Source organism: Anabaena sp. CA = ATCC 33047 (genome assembly GCF_963870205.1).
GTDB lineage: Bacteria > Cyanobacteriota > Cyanobacteriia > Cyanobacteriales > Nostocaceae > Trichormus.
Map to the genome: position 1 here is coordinate 52,509 of NZ_CAWMSA010000044.1, position 15,358 is coordinate 67,866.

Genomic DNA, 15,358 nt, shown 5'->3' on the forward strand with positions numbered 1-15,358 from the left:
ATGATGCCGTATTTTTGCAGTACACTAGATAATAGATGTCTTCCAGAATGCTTACCTATAACTAAGTTTCTCTCTCTCCCTACTTCTTCGGGTGCAAACGGTTCATAGGTTTGGGGATTTTGTAGTACACCATGAGCATGAATTCCTGACTCATGAGCAAAAGTATTTTCCCCTACGATAGCTTTCCACGGTGGCACATCATAACCTGATGCGGATGCTACTAACCTTGATATCTCTAGTAAACGGGGTGTGTCGAGTTTTAAGTCATAGTGATATAAATGTTTGAGAGCCATGACGACTTCTTCTAAAGCGGCGTTTCCGGCTCTTTCGCCTAAGCCATTAACTGTAGTATTCACTGATAATGCACCCGCTTTGATACCCGCCAGTGCGTTGGCTGTTGCCATGCCAAAGTCGTTATGAGTGTGCATTTCTATGGGTATCTTTACATCTGTTACCAGTTGTTTGACTTTGGTGTAGGTGGTGAAGGGTTCGAGAATTCCTACTGTATCACAAAAACGGAATCTTGATGCTCCCCATTCTTGCGCTGACAGCACTACATCTAGCAAAAAGTTGTCTTCGGCTCTAGAACTATCTTCTCCGCCTACGGAGACGAAAAGCCCTTTATCTAAGGCGAAATTGAGGCTATCTTTCAGTTTTTCTAGGACTAATTGCCATTTTCCTTGAAATTTTGCGGCTATTTGGATGTTAGATACTGGAATTGATATATGTACTCGCTGCAAACCACAGGCGATACAAGCTTGAATATCAGAAATAACTGCACGATTCCAACCTAAGAGTTTGGCTTGCAAACCTAATTCACGAATAGCAGCTATGGCGTTTTGTTCAGCTTTCCCCATAGCCGGTATCCCAACTTCGATTTCATCTACACCAATGGTATCAAGAAAGGTGGCGATCGCTATTTTCTCTTCTAAGTTAAACGCCACACCCGCCGCTTGTTCACCATCCCGTAACGTAGTGTCATTAATTACAACTTGACTCATGTAGCACCCCTTACTCACAATCTGATTTGTCTGTTGTTCTATCGAGTGAGAACTCCAGCTTAACTTACATCAAGCATCTATAAATTTGTATGTCAAATCCATAACTCAGCGCAAGCGGAATTATTACTTGAATGCGAAGTTACAAAACAGACATCATTGCTCTTTTTATCTTTAACTTTGCTGTTTTGCGGTGTATCCTCACAAATGCAAAATATAATTTTAATAAACAATACATTTATTTGGAAAAATTAATCTAATATTTGCCAATTGATAGGTTACGTAATCTCTAGAAAAATCTTCTTCATTAAAAGGAATACTTAGTTATTCATGTCATCAGAATATAACGCCAATACTACATTTTTACTATGATTAGACCAGTCAAATTGTTAAGTAGACTACAGTTTTGGCTCACTTGCAGATTATTACTAGCAAACCAGCATAAAAATAATATTCCAAACCTTTTAGCTTTGACTCATCAAGTCGAATGTTCTGATAATAATTCTGTATCTTCTGTTGATGTTTCTGGTTGAGTAATTCTCACCTGTTCAAACAAGCGAGACACTAAAGGAATGGCGACTAAAATAACTGTTAAAACTCCTAAAAATAGAGAAATACCTAAAATTTGCTCGCGGGGAATTTCTAGCACTCCTCTGAGAATTACTTCCCGCAAGGCAGAAACTATCGTAATTTCGGCGGCTGCACCTACGGATATTTGCTGAGTTTGTAAATATTCAATTAACAACCGAAATAATTCTACTAAAATCAAAATAAATAAAATGTCAGAGGTGATTTCCCGTACATCTAAGGGGTTTAACAAAGATAAAAACATCTCAACGAGGCGGATGAGCATCACACAAAACAAGCCGACGCACAAGGAGATGATAATGATGTCTTGAAAAATTTCTAAGTTATTGACAATTCTATCTCGTTTGAACCAGGTATTTATCTGGGTGACTATCCGTTTTGGCATATTGTCTCTTCATGATGAGGCTTTTTTCTATGATAGTCAATTAAATCAATAAGTTGTATTTTGATTTCTTGATTTCTTCTGTGTTTGTTAACAATTAAATAGATGGTGTTGCTCAAATCAAGCAAAAATAATTAAACGCAGATGCACGCAGATGCACGCGGATGAATCTGGATGATATCCTCAAAAATCAGTTGTTTCAGATACCTAATTTTGTACGGGTTTAGCAGTGCTAAACCCCTACTTTCTATTTCAGTAATCTTAGTCCACTCAAGGTTACTAATACTGTAGAGCCTTCATGTCCAATTACACCGATGGGGAGGTTGATATTACCGAGAAAGTTACCGAGCAACAGTAAAGCAATAAACCCTAGTGCAATGATTATATTTTGTTTGACGATGGTTTGCGATCGCTTGCCTAATGTAATCGCCGTGGCTATTTTTTCCAGTCTGTCTGTCATTAATACTATATCTGCGGTTTCTAGTGCAACGTCGCTACCTGCTGCACCCATTGCAATACCTACAGTTGCTTGGGCTAAAGCTGGTGCATCATTAATTCCATCTCCTACCATTGCGACTGTGTGATATTGTTTCTGTAAGCTGCGAATTACATCTAATTTATCTTCTGGTAGGAGTTCAGCATATACTACATCAATGCCGACGGCTTGAGCAACACTAGAAGCAGTACGTTGATTGTCTCCGGTAATCATGATAATTTTTTCTACCCCTGCTTCTCGCAACTGGGCGATAGTTGCTGCTGCTTCGGAACGTAATTGATCGGCGATCGCAATCAACCCAATTATCTCATATTCTGCTGCCCCTTGTGCTACCCAAACTACAGTTTCGCCTTGCTGTTGCCAAGTTTGCGCTGTTGTTAATAACTCCTCTGGTAACTGGGTGACATACTCCTGCAAAAACGTCTTATTCCCGACTATTACCTGTTGGTTGTTAGCAGTACCCACAATTCCTTTTCCCGGTATGGCTTGCACCTCAACGGCACGCGACCATGTTAAATTATTAGCAGCTTGTACAATTGCCTGTCCGATGGGATGTTCTGAGGAAGCTTCTAAAGCTGCGGCTGTTTTCAAGACATGATCACGGGAAAAATTAGCAGTCGCGATAACGTGAGATACTTGCAATTGTCCTGTTGTCAGAGTACCAGTTTTATCAAAGGCGATCGCTCTGACTTTACCAATCTTTTCTAACTGCGCCCCATTCTTGAATAATATACCTTGTCTAGCACCATTCGCAATTCCCGATAATAATGTTGGCATAATTGCCGCCATTAAAGCACAGGGAGAAGCCACCACCAAAAAAGTCAAAGCCCGATAAATTGTCGTTTCCCAGTCCCAACGCCAGACAAACGGCGGTAAAATTGCCAGTAATACCCCAGCTATCACAATTACTTTTGCATATCCCCTTTCAAAACGTTCAATAAACTCTTGAGAAGGTGGTGCTTCTGTTTGTGCTTGTTCAACTAACTTAATTACACGCTGAATCAAACTGCTAGAAGCTGGTTTGTGTAGCTTGAGTTGCAATGCACCATAACCATTCAGTGTCCCTGCAAAAACTTCATCACCCACAGTCTTTTCTACAGGTAAAGACTCACCAGTAATTGCAGCTTGATTTATGGTACTCTCACCAGAAATAATCATACCATCAGTAGGAATCAATTCACCGGGTTTAACAATAATTTCATCGCCTACCTTTAGTTGGTTAATGGGAATTAACTCTTCATTTCCTCCCGCGTGTAAAACTCTAGCAGTATCTGGTGTCAAACTCATCAAACTGCGAATACTCCTCTCAGTGCGTTGCATAGCGTAACCTTCCAACGCACCACTGATAGCAAAAATCAGAATTAAAATAGCTCCATCAATAATTAAATAATATTCCCTACGCCATAAACCCAAAACTGCTGCACCAATAGCAGCCACAATCATCAATAAATCTACATCAAGTTCTTTCTCTTGAAACAGGGTAGTCAAACCCTCCCGCGCACTGTCGTAACCACCGATAACATAAGCCGCAGGTAACAGAAAAAGTGCTACACCCAACCAACCGAAATGTAAAGCTAACCAACCCAAAAGTAAAAATAAGCCGCACAATAAAGCGGCTAAAGTATCTGGGTGTTCTTTAGTGAATTGGCTAAAACGCTGTGGGTAAAGCATCAGAGTTGCAGATAAACGACAACTCTCAAGCTAAACCTTGACATCAATGTTAAAGTCAAGAGTATGGATACTTATAATTAAGAAAAATAGGAAACGCGAAGGCAAAAATAGTGATTTTCGCGTTCTTCTTTGCGCCTACCGCAAGCGGAACGCCTTACGGCGAATGCGCCTTCCCTGCGGTTCCGCTTTAGCGGTATGCGCGAAACAAAAAAATATTGCTCGGCAAATGTAACGATGAATACAACCTTCTTCACCATCAAAGAACTAACAGAAACTGTCGGTGGTGGAATTACACCCCGGATGGTGCGACATTATCATAAATTAGGCTTACTACCCCAACCAGTGCGATCGCCTAGCAATTATCGACTGTATACTGAAAAAGATGTGATTAGGCTGCAAAGAATTATGGCACTCAAGCAGCAAGGATTCCAACTCAATCACATTCGGCAAATTCTAGAAGTAGAACCACAACTAGACACCAACCCGAATTTAATCGCGCAATTACAACAACAATATCGGGCGGTAATCCAGCAAATAGCCCAACTGCGCCAAACAGCCTCAGCTTTAGAGGGATTATTAGGACGCGATCGCCATTGTCAAATTATACAAGCAGAAGTCTTAGCCCAACTCAAATTAATCGAAGTCGAAACCCAAGCCGGGTTAGACAGTTTAGATAAATTTTGGCAAGGTTTAGACGCAGCAGTACACACCCACTCAGAAACCTTTACAGAATCATTGCACCACTTACTACCTGATTTATCCCAGCGTTCCGAGATAGAACAACATTTAATATCTCAGTTAGTGTTAGCTTGTGGTGATGTCAGCTTAGTATCTTTTATCAGAATCAGTCAAGGTGCGATCGCCGCTAGCCGCACCGCCCTAGCTGCTGGCTGTGAGATCATGGTGGATATTCCCACCATTGCCGCAGCTTTAGATCAAACTCGCTTAGTTCACTTAGGCTCTCAAGTCAAAATTTTAATAGACAATCCCCATATTAATACTGTCACAGAAGCCGAACAGGAATTCTGGCAACATCAAGAATGGCGAGCCAAATTACAGCAAGTCAGCGAGGGTTGCATATTAATAATTGGTTATACACCTTCGGTATTACTGGAAGCCTGTACACTTATACAAAAGCAGAAAATACAACCCTCCTTAGTCATAGGAATGCCCATTGGCTTTAGTCATGCTCCCGCAGCCAAGCGGCAACTAATGCAACAAAATATACCTTTCATCACCATTGAAGGAACGATTGGCGGCGGCTTATTAGCTGCTACTGCGCTGAATTCCCTAGTTGAGTCATTAATTGACAAGCCTGATTGTCATTGTTATTTAAATAAATGTTTGTAGTGAGGACTTTAGTCCTCTTATATTGCTGATGGCAATTTTATGAATTAGTTTATCTACTGGAGTGATTTAAGGTGGATTAACGGGTTATATTTACCAGATATATTCAGATGCTGCCATCATCAGTTAGGATGAAAAAGTTATCGGCTGAGGGTGAGTTTCATACCATCAGGTTAAGATTGACTCGACAGCGATGCAGCTAACGAGGAAAAGAGTATGGCGTTGATGGAATTGAGCCTCGATACAACAAATGAGGCGGTTGATTGGGTGTGTACGCTGCTGGCTGATACTATTGATATTAATGATATTCAAATTACAGAATACACTCAACATGAAGTCACGCCGACGAATTGGCAATGTACGATTCGCTTATATTTAGCTTACGATATTCAGGTGCGATCGCGTGTAGAAAAAATCGTCAATTTGCTTTCACCTTTACATCGTACCGGACTCACAACAGAAATTGAAACCACAATTGTTGAAGAAAAAGACACAAATGCAGAGTTACAAAACCCCTTTGTGCATCGTATTGGTAAACGGTTTGTCATCCTCACACCGGATGCAGTTTATCAATCGAAATCAGCAGATGAAATAACTTTACGACTGCAAAAAAGTTTAGCCTTCGGTACTGGTTTACACCCTGCAACTATTATTTGTTTGCGACTACTAGAAAAGCACATTATCCCTAGTATGAACGTCCTTGACTTAGGTTCAGGTTCAGGGATTTTGAGTGTAGCAATGGCGAAGTTGGGAGCTAATGTTTTAGCTTTAGATAATGATAGCATTGCCGTAGAAGCAACCCAGGATGCTGTACAACTTAATGGAGTGGAACAGCAAGTAAAAGTCATGGAAGGAAGCCTGGGAAGCGGTAGTGAGTTAGGGCATTGGATGGGCAGAAATGAAATCAAGGATGTCCCTAAAATTGAGGCGACAGGTAGCTTTGACCTGATCGTTGCTAATATCTTGTCTAGGGTGCATATTGCCCTCGCTGATGATTTTCGGCGGACGTTGCGTTATACTGATACACACGCAGGACTATTGATAGTCGCAGGTTTTACAACAGACCATGAGGAAGATGTGAAAGTCGCCTTAACAGCCGCAGGACTTGAGTTTGTTGATAGTGAACGGTTAGATGATTTAGTTGCACTGGCTTGGAGACTGCCAAAACAGCACATACCCAACAGTTAATACATATACGTAGTAGCGTGACCGGACTAAAATACTATGTACGGTGCGTTACGCTGTCGCTAACACACCCTACCAAATCCTGAAATCAAAAAATTAGGGTAACTCTGATAAATTCAGAATTACCCTAATTAATATATGAAACTTTCAACTACGAGAAATTAAGCAAACGCTGCGGTTTTCACATCGTTATTCGCGAGAATTTCTTGCAGTTCATCCGCATCTACGGTTTCTTTATCAACCAGCATTTGCGCGATTTCATCTAAGATGTGACGGTTATTTACCAACACTTCTTTAGCACGGCTGTAGGCTGTGTCTACAAGTTTACGCACTTCTTCGTCAATAGTAGAGGCTGTTTCTTCAGAGAAATCACGCTCAGACATGATATCTCGACCTAAGAACATACTACCTTGCTGACGACCAAGAGCCACAGGGCCGAGTCTATCACTCATGCCAAAGCGGGTAATCATTTGACGGGCTACACGCGCTACCTGTTGCAAGTCGTTAGAAGCACCTGTAGTCACTTCTTCTTCACCGAAGACAATTTCTTCCGCCAAACGACCACCTAAAGCCACAGCCATCTGATTTTCCAGATAAGCACGGCTGTATAAGCCTGTATCCATGCGGTCTTCGCTGGGGGTGAACCAAGTTAAACCACCGGCACGACCACGGGGAATAATGCTAATTTTTTGTACTGGGTCATAGTCGGGCATTAATGCACCCACTAAGGCGTGACCAGCTTCGTGATAAGCTACTAGGGTCTTGCGTTTTTCGCTCATTACCCGGTCTTTCTTTTCGGGGCCAGCTAAGACGCGATCGATGGCATCATTGATTTCATCCATCGAAATCTCAGTTAAGTTGCGTCTAGCTGCTAAGATAGCGGCTTCGTTGAGCAGGTTGGATAAATCAGCACCAGTAAAGCCAGGGGTACGACGGGCGATTTTATCTAAGTCTACGTCCTTAGCTAAGGTCTTGCCACGGGCATGAACTCTGAGGATTTCACTACGTCCAGCATAGTCGGGACGGTCAACCACAACTTGACGGTCAAAACGACCGGGACGTAATAAGGCTGCGTCTAGTACGTCGGGACGGTTGGTAGCAGCGATAATAATAATACCAGTGTTACCTTCAAAACCATCCATTTCGGTGAGTAACTGGTTGAGGGTTTGTTCCCGTTCATCGTTACCACCACCTAAACCAGCACCACGTTGACGACCTACTGCGTCAATTTCATCGATGAAGACGATACAGGGGGCGTTTGATTTAGCTTGCTCAAATAAGTCACGGACGCGGGAAGCACCCACACCGACGAACATTTCCACAAACTCAGAACCAGAGATGGAGAAGAAAGGTACTCCAGCTTCCCCAGCTACAGCACGCGCCAGGAGGGTTTTACCAGTACCAGGAGGCCCTACTAACAGTACGCCTTTAGGAATTTTCGCGCCAACGGCGGTAAAGCGGTCAGCATTTTTGAGGAAGTCTACGACTTCATTGAGTTCGAGTTTAGCTTGGTCAATTCCTGCCACATCCCCAAAGGTAACTTGAGTTTGTGGTTCCATTTGTACTCTAGCTTTGGATTTACCAAAGTTCATAGCTTGGCTACCAGGGCCATTTTGAGCGCGACGCAACAAGAAGAATAAGCCAACTAGAAGCAATACAGGGAAGAATAAACTACTGAGTGCCTTTAACCAAAATCCTTCTTCGGTTTGAGGCAGTACAGAAATATCAACACCTTTGGTAGTGAGTGTATTTATTAGGTCTGGGTCGTTGACTAAGGTAACAAGTTTCTTATTAGCGTCGTACTTGGGCGTTACCAACGCTGTGGAACGGTCTGCACTTAAACTAACTCTTTCAACTCTGTCTTGTTCCACTTCTTGAATAAACTGGCTATAACGCCATGTTTCCCGACTTTGGGGTTGTTTATCAAAGAAAGCTGTCCCAAGCGCAATTACAACAATAAATAGCAGCGCGTACAGCCCCGCATTTCTCCATCTTTTATTCACTGAGGTTTATCCTCCCGTCTTTTTGTGCGTAGGGCATTATTAGAATTATGTTAACTTATCTTAAGGTATAACATAATCACTAATCTGTCATGCTAAGAATGAGCTTCTGAGTTGCTGAAAGTTAGGATGGTAGGGATCATATTGTAGCGAGTCTCTAGATTGAACAACTGTATGAATGGGGATGATTTCCACCACACTATTAGTGTAGGCGATCGCTTCTAAGCCTGTAACTAATTTCGGTGTCCAAGGTATTTCTTTCACTTTTACCTGCTGCTGGTGCAGCCAGCTAATGATGTGCTGACGGCTAATTCCCGGCAATATCCCCGCAGTTAGTGGTGGTGTCCACCAACTCCCATCAGCCCACCCCCAAAGATTCCCTGTGGCAGTTTCTAGCCAATTTCCTTGATTATCTACTAGAATAGCTTCTTGGGCATGGGGTTTAGCTTGGTTAATAGCTAACCATGCACCGAGATAATTGCCGGTTTTATGAGTGGCGAGGCTACGAGATAATTCTGTATTAGCAATGGCGCACACCACCCCATGCTGTTGTTTGCTTGACAAATCCTCTGGTAAGAGTCTGCCAATGATCCATTCTCTACCATCGGGAAAGATGGCGATTCTGAGAACCGGGAAGTGTTTCAGCATCGCCTCTGCACCTTGACGCAAACGTTGCCAGTCTGGTTGTTGCCAAGCAAAGGAAGTGAGAGAAAAAAGTAGGCGATCGCAGTGTGCTTGCCAGTTAGTTAAACTACTATCTAGGGAGTTGCCATATACCCGTAGCGTTGTAAAAACCGTAGCACCATAAAGTAACCCTGGATCATAAATATTTAATATCAAAGTTTCCGACTCAATGAGTTTGCCATTGTACCAAAACATTGTAGGGACTGGGAGGAAGCGGAGGAAGCGGAGGAGAGAAACTAATAACTAATGACTAATGACTAATGACTAATGACTAATCTGTTTCTGGAAATTTAATGCTATTAGTGCCGTCTGGGTTTGTAACTACCTGTCCCCCTAATCTCTCAATCGCGGTAATTGCTCTTTTACGAGTTCTATCATCAACTGGATTATTTAATATCATTGCCCAAGTAGAAATTTGTGCATATTTGCTATTAGGGTTACTGCTGAGAAATTCAGCAGTTTTTTGCGAAGTGAACGCTATAAATTTACTTTCATCATCTGTATATTCACTAGCCCAGTTGGCTGCTGCTGTAAAAGACTGCTGGGCAGCTTGAGCATTTCCTAAAAATAATAACTCATCTATGCCTTTATAACGCCATGCGTAATAAGACTTTGCAGGAACCTTGGGAGATAAAGATTTTAAACCTTTCTCCATCAAAGCTATTGCCCGTTCTGGCATGGCAGCATACAGAGAAGTGCTGGTAGAAAGGCTTAAATAAGCTTTTAAAAATCTGGGGTCACGTTCGATAATTATTTCAAAATATTCAGGACTAAGACTATAGCCAGTTCTTGCCCGTATCTCATCATCACCAAAGTATTGTAAAAAATTTAGATATGCCCAGTTTGCTATTAAGTTATCATAACCAAAACTGGGCAGTTGTTTCAGTAATTTCAGCCGTAATTTTTCGGCTGCTAGTTCTGTTTCTAAAGTTTCTAAAGCAGTATATTGCTGACTATTTAACAGCTTTTGCAACCTCGGCCATTGCAGAGAGCCTATTCCTAATATACACAAGCAGACTAACAACGGCGTGATCAGGGTTTGACGAGATAGCAGCATAAGTTATCTGATATTCCTCCAACAAGTTAATTTAGTATATTATGCTACTTTTTAACAGAGTGCCACATCCTACTGATTGTAATGCTCACTAAGTATTTCAGCTTAGTTTAAAAGTTATTAAAAAAATCAGTAATTTGGGTTATATTGTACTATTCTTTTTGTAAACTAAGATAAATATTTCTATAAATAGAGAAAATTATGGCATATAAACCAGATATTTCCCTATGTTCACAACAACTGATCTGAGGTTCTGGTAATGGTGTTAGATTTACTGAGTTTTATGAAATAATATGACAGCAACTTGCTGCTGAACTGAAAATTACCATTGTTCCTATTGAAACTTGACTGATCGAAAACATCATGGTAGATACTTTTGAACCAACCTCTCTAAGTCATCGAAGAACCCAGAAGCCGAATAATAATGCTTTTAAATCCATCCTGAATAATGCCAACGAGTTGGAAGTTAATGACATAGTTAGTGCTGTAAAATCTGCTTTATTGGACTTAACTGAATTAGAAATTACTACTTGGGTACCAGAGTCATCTATTCAAGATGGCGATGAACTACAAAATAAAGTACAAACACCTAAAGCTGGTAATCGCATACATACAGTCATTAATCTCATTGATGGCGACATCACAAATGAAATTGGTAGTCAGTATGTGGGTAATGGCCCCTATGCAGAACTACGGGAATTTCATTTAACTCAAGTCAAAGAAAGTCGAGAAATTATTTCTAAGAATATAGAATGTGTCCATAAAATATATAGAATTTTGATAGAATTACATAAATTTCGTAAAAGTTCACAACAATCTAATCCTCGTATTTAACTAATACTAAATAGCACACACTTACACTTTAATTACTACAGATAGACAGCTAAACCTGTAGGTTAATTTGTGTGCATAAATTAGGATTAATAAAATATTTTGTAGGGTTTGACTATGAAGAATGGTAAAGGTGTCATAACTGAAAATGGCAATGGGGTTAAACCTCAGATTCAAGCCAGAAACTTGTTAGGGAAATTTGTCTCATCTGTACAATTATTGGTAGAAGATATCACAGCTTTAGAAGTTAATACTATGGTTGTGGATAAAATTACTGCTACTAAATTTAATGCTTGGGATGCCTATCAAGAAATTTATTGTATTAATGATGCTGACTATTTTCACGTTAAAGGAATTCCTGATTCGGCAGAGATGCCAGATGAAGATATACAACATAAGTGCGATGCAGACAATCTGTGTAAACGCTATAAAAGTTTATTTGCACAACTAGAAAGAGAATATTTTTATTGTCTTTTAGATGCTGAGGATAATTTAAATGAACATCAACGCCAAAAAATAGAAAGGTATTATCAGCGTCTAGAGTTGCTGAAAAAACAACAGGCTGGAGAAATCATAGAAACTGATCCAGGACACATAGAACTAGGCAGACCAATATTACCGCATCCATCGCCAATTTTAGACAACAAGAATGGTCAAGTCGATGAAAATGGAGAAACTTGGCCGGAACGACGGGCAGAAATTCAAGAAATGCTGCACAATGATAAATTTGTACGAACTCTGCGGAAAATTTCTGAACTAAAAGCAGCCCTTGATGGTGGAGATATTCACAGTACAGACATTGATGTGATTTATGCCCAAACTGTGATGCAGCTAGATGGAGATATTATTACTAGATATCATAAGGACTTGTTTACCTTATCTGAAGATGCCAAAAATTTAATTTTAAAGGCACATAATGAGGGGGTAGTAGCTGGTGAGAAACAATGGCGTGGAACGTTAAATTTTTTGATGGGTTTGGTACAGAGTATTGCGAATTTTACCCCCAATGAACGATAGTTTCATCTCTTTGTCGTTGCAAATTCCTCAAGGCGATCGCCTGGAAATTCAAGTTAAAGAATGCCAATATTTTTTTAACTTGAATGACAACATTGTGCAACAAATTCAGCAAGCCAAAGCAACAGGGAAAAATTTATATATTCCTCCTAGTCTGCTGATTCCGCTTTGTTACTACACCTGCATTAGTTACAACCCAATTAGTATACAATTCCATGATAGTGAAGCTGAAACATTAACTCATGCGGCAGCAGAAAAAAGAGACAATCAACATCTCAATCATCCGAAAAAAATAACATGGCTGCCTGTATTTTATATTCTGCTTTTATTCAATATAGTGAATTTTATTTTTAATCGAGAGATTAGACAACAAGTCAGCTTACAGACTGAATTTACCTTTAATTCTTATTATCAGGAAGAAATAGTTTTACAAAGCAATATCTTTTTGCATGGAGACATTTTTCACAAGATACAACATAACTTTTTAAATACCAACCCAAACTGTGCAAGGGTGATTTCGGCACATTATTGGCTGACAGAAGAAATATTGAGCTATTTTCGCAAAAATTTAAATATTTTAGTTTGGGAAATAGCTTCCCTTGTACCTGCGGGTTTTTTAGCTTATCATTTACATTCAGGTCATTGGTTTTCATCAATAGCCACTTGGATAGGCGCGACTCTTGGGATAGCTTGTAGTCGTCCATTGTTAGTGAGTTTTTTACAAAGATTTACTCCGATTCAAGCTAAAAATTTAAATGATTGGGCATGGGGTGTAATTTCTACTATCTCCAGTATGATTGTGAGTGGCTTTCAAGGATTGAGTAATATTAACCCATTTTTGATGCTATTTATTTCATTATTGACACCAGAAATTGTCAAACCTATTTTAAGGTTTATCTGGCCACAAGTAGGTAAATTAACCATACGGTTACTCTCATTTTTACCTTTTTAATCAATGCTAGCTACTTACAGCACTTTGCGATTAAATCCAGTACATATTTAATATGATAAATCTTGTGGGGTGGGCATCCTGCCCGCCCTTATGTACTTCAGGCTTGTTCAAATGTGCTATATCAATTATTTGTGTAGACGGAATTTTCCATCAACCCGTTCCTACTTTGCACCTTCGCAATCACAGAAATCAAACTGGGAAACCCGTCAACGGTGCTGGCTTCTTAACCTATATCTTAACCAATCAAATATTTTGCGCTTTATACTAGGAATGACTTATATTTAAGCAATAATAAATACAATAGCCCATATCAGCACAGTCATGTCCTGCTGTCTAAATCCAGTTTGCCACAACCCACCCCATCCCGATGGCGTAAATTTCTGCACTAAATGCGGCTTTCCCTTAATCGTACTGAGAAACCGCTATCGTCCGATTAAATCATTAGGTGGTGGGGGATTTGGTAAAACTTATTTAGCAGAAGATATCGACAAATTTAATGAGCCTTGTGTCATCAAACAATTTGCACCCCAAGTACAAGGAACTGGCGCACTCAATAAAGCCACAGAATTATTTGAACAAGAAGCAAAGCAACTGCAACAGTTAGGCAAACATCCCCAAATTCCCACACTGTTGGCGTATTTTAATGAAGATAATCGCCTGTATTTGGTACAGGAATTTATCGAAGGGCAGAATTTATTACAAGAATTAGAACAGCACGGAACTTTCAATGAGCAGAAAGTCAGAAAATTATTGCTGGATTTATTAGATATTCTCAAAATAGTTCATCAACAGAAAGTTATTCACCGCGATATTAAGCCAGAGAACATCATTCGTCGCAGTGATGGCAAATTGGTACTGATTGATTTTGGTGCATCCAAGCAACTGACAACAACGGTGATGACGCAAGTAGGAACAACCATTGGTTCTTTTGGTTATGCGCCACTGGAACAAATGCAGGGAGGTGAAGCTTACCCAGCCAGTGATTTATATAGTCTCGGTGCAACTTGCTTTCATTTGTTGAGTGGAATTCACCCTTGGCAGTTGTGGCAACGACAAGGTTATGGTTGGGTTGATAGTTGGAGACAGCAGTTACCGCAAAGGGTGAGCCGAACATTGGGGCGTATCCTCGATAAATTGTTGCAAATAGAACGGCAGCAGCGTTATCAGTCGGCTGAGGCAGTTTTACAAGCTTTAAATTCACAGCCAATACCCAGAACTCAGCCTGTTACACCTCCAGTAAGAATAAAACAGAAAAGTGCTGATACTTACTATCAGGAAGGATTAGAAAAATACAACAACAAAGATTTTCACGGTGCAATTGAAGATTACACCCAAGCTATCAAGATTAATCCCAATTATGCTGAAGCGTACAAAAACCGGGGTAATGTTCACTATGCTTTAGGAGATAAGCAAGCAGCAATTGAAGATTACAACCAAGCCATCAAGATTAATCCCAATTATGCAGTAGCTTACTACAACCGGGGTTTAGCTCGTTCGGCTTTAGGAGATAAGCAAGCCGCAATTGAAGATTACAACCAAGCCATCAAAATTAATCCCAACTATGCAAATGCTTACAACAACCGGGGTGTAGCTCGCGATGATTTAGGAAATAAGCAAGCGGCAATTGAAGACTACACCCAAGCCATCAAGATTAATCCCAACTATGCAAATGCTTACAACAAGCGGGGTTTAGCTCGTTCGGCTTTAGGAGATAAGCAAGCGGCAATTGAAGATTACAACCAAGCCATCAAGATTAATCCCAACTATGCAAATGCTTACAACAACCGGGGTAATGTTCACTATGCTTTAGGAGATAAGCAAGCGGCAATTGAAGACTACACCCAAGCCATCAACATTAATCCCAACGATGCAGATGCTTACTACAACAGGGGTAATGCTCGCTCTGCTTTAGGACGTAAGCAAGCAGCAATTTTAGATTTTCGTAAATCTGCCGATTTGTATAAGCAACAAGGAAAAGAAAGCGACTATCAAGATGCTTTAAACCGGATTAAAGAACTTGAGAAATAACCAGATTGGTGAATTGTGAAAAAATTCAGTTAGTAGGGTGCGTCAGGATGAATATTTTCTGGGTATAGCTGGGTTTTCTCGTACTGACGCACCCTACATTTTGGATATTGTTTTATCTGCAAGTCCCT

At 40.4% G+C, this 15,358-nt stretch carries 12 protein-coding genes; 6 read left to right on the forward strand and 6 right to left on the reverse strand.

The features are described from left to right. From nifV to AACS98_RS12310, 3 genes are all read right to left on the reverse strand, one after another. On the reverse strand, positions 1-1,001 hold a 1,001-nt coding region (nifV, locus tag AACS98_RS12300), incomplete at its 3' end, for a homocitrate synthase (RefSeq protein WP_066380173.1). A gap of 475 nt (positions 1,002-1,476) precedes the next feature. After that, positions 1,477-1,971 carry a phosphate-starvation-inducible PsiE family protein gene (locus AACS98_RS12305; RefSeq protein WP_066380174.1) on the reverse strand — a complete coding sequence of 165 codons (495 nt, stop codon included), beginning with the start codon at positions 1,969-1,971 and terminating at the stop codon, positions 1,477-1,479. 244 nt (positions 1,972-2,215) lie between these two features. Next, complete coding sequence (locus tag AACS98_RS12310) at positions 2,216-4,135, reverse strand: heavy metal translocating P-type ATPase (protein ID WP_066380175.1); 1,920 nt, start codon at positions 4,133-4,135, stop codon at positions 2,216-2,218. 234 nt (positions 4,136-4,369) lie between these two features. Here AACS98_RS12310 and AACS98_RS12315 point away from each other — a divergent pair, with 234 nt between their 5' ends. Both AACS98_RS12315 and AACS98_RS12320 read left to right on the forward strand, forming a co-directional pair. After that, complete coding sequence (locus AACS98_RS12315; RefSeq protein ID WP_066380177.1) at positions 4,370-5,485, forward strand: precorrin-8X methylmutase; 1,116 nt, start codon at positions 4,370-4,372, stop codon at positions 5,483-5,485. Positions 5,486-5,698: 213 nt separating this feature from the next. Beyond that, a complete protein-coding gene (locus AACS98_RS12320; protein WP_066380179.1) occupies positions 5,699-6,670 on the forward strand; it encodes a 50S ribosomal protein L11 methyltransferase in 972 nt (323 codons plus the stop codon). Between the two features lie 158 nt (positions 6,671-6,828). Here AACS98_RS12320 and ftsH3 read toward each other — a convergent pair whose 3' ends face one another. The 3 genes from ftsH3 to AACS98_RS12335 form a co-directional block, all read right to left on the reverse strand. Further along, positions 6,829-8,670 carry an ATP-dependent zinc metalloprotease FtsH3 gene (gene ftsH3, locus AACS98_RS12325; protein ID WP_066380181.1) on the reverse strand — a complete coding sequence of 614 codons (1,842 nt, stop codon included), beginning with the start codon at positions 8,668-8,670 and terminating at the stop codon, positions 6,829-6,831. An 87-nt stretch (positions 8,671-8,757) separates the two neighbouring features. After that, a complete protein-coding gene (locus AACS98_RS12330) occupies positions 8,758-9,546 on the reverse strand; it encodes an aminotransferase class IV (RefSeq protein ID WP_066380183.1) in 789 nt (262 codons plus the stop codon). A gap of 76 nt (positions 9,547-9,622) precedes the next feature. Next, positions 9,623-10,408 (reverse strand): hypothetical protein, encoded by a 786-nt coding sequence (locus AACS98_RS12335; protein WP_066380185.1) that lies wholly within the window; start codon positions 10,406-10,408, stop codon positions 9,623-9,625. A gap of 360 nt (positions 10,409-10,768) precedes the next feature. Here AACS98_RS12335 and AACS98_RS12340 point away from each other — a divergent pair, with 360 nt between their 5' ends. From AACS98_RS12340 to AACS98_RS12355, 4 genes are all read left to right on the forward strand, one after another. Then, positions 10,769-11,239, forward strand: a complete 471-nt coding sequence (locus tag AACS98_RS12340; RefSeq protein ID WP_066380187.1) for a hypothetical protein — start codon at positions 10,769-10,771, stop codon at positions 11,237-11,239. Between the two features lie 114 nt (positions 11,240-11,353). Then, entirely contained in the window at positions 11,354-12,253 is a 900-nt protein-coding gene (locus tag AACS98_RS12345; RefSeq protein ID WP_066380188.1) for a hypothetical protein, read from the forward strand. After that, positions 12,243-13,202: a hypothetical protein gene (locus AACS98_RS12350; protein WP_066380189.1), complete on the forward strand. Its 960-nt coding sequence runs from the start codon at positions 12,243-12,245 to the stop codon at positions 13,200-13,202. The genes AACS98_RS12345 and AACS98_RS12350 overlap by 11 nt, the downstream gene beginning before the upstream one ends. 321 nt (positions 13,203-13,523) lie before the next feature. Continuing rightward, positions 13,524-15,230: a tetratricopeptide repeat protein gene (locus AACS98_RS12355; RefSeq protein ID WP_084386904.1), complete on the forward strand. Its 1,707-nt coding sequence runs from the start codon at positions 13,524-13,526 to the stop codon at positions 15,228-15,230. Positions 15,231-15,358 lie beyond the last annotated feature (128 nt).

Coding starts and splice junctions, on each gene's coding strand:
- AACS98_RS12305 (WP_066380174.1), bottom strand. CDS start 1,971: ATGCCAAAACGGATAGTCACCCAGATAAATACCTGGTTCAAACGAGAT.
- AACS98_RS12310 (WP_066380175.1), bottom strand. CDS start 4,135: ATGCTTTACCCACAGCGTTTTAGCCAATTCACTAAAGAACACCCAGAT.
- AACS98_RS12315 (WP_066380177.1), top strand. CDS start 4,370: ATGAATACAACCTTCTTCACCATCAAAGAACTAACAGAAACTGTCGGT.
- AACS98_RS12320 (WP_066380179.1), top strand. CDS start 5,699: ATGGCGTTGATGGAATTGAGCCTCGATACAACAAATGAGGCGGTTGAT.
- AACS98_RS12330 (WP_066380183.1), bottom strand. CDS start 9,546: ATGTTTTGGTACAATGGCAAACTCATTGAGTCGGAAACTTTGATATTA.
- AACS98_RS12335 (WP_066380185.1), bottom strand. CDS start 10,408: ATGCTGCTATCTCGTCAAACCCTGATCACGCCGTTGTTAGTCTGCTTG.
- AACS98_RS12340 (WP_066380187.1), top strand. CDS start 10,769: ATGGTAGATACTTTTGAACCAACCTCTCTAAGTCATCGAAGAACCCAG.
- AACS98_RS12345 (WP_066380188.1), top strand. CDS start 11,354: ATGAAGAATGGTAAAGGTGTCATAACTGAAAATGGCAATGGGGTTAAA.
- AACS98_RS12350 (WP_066380189.1), top strand. CDS start 12,243: ATGAACGATAGTTTCATCTCTTTGTCGTTGCAAATTCCTCAAGGCGAT.
- AACS98_RS12355 (WP_084386904.1), top strand. CDS start 13,524: ATGTCCTGCTGTCTAAATCCAGTTTGCCACAACCCACCCCATCCCGAT.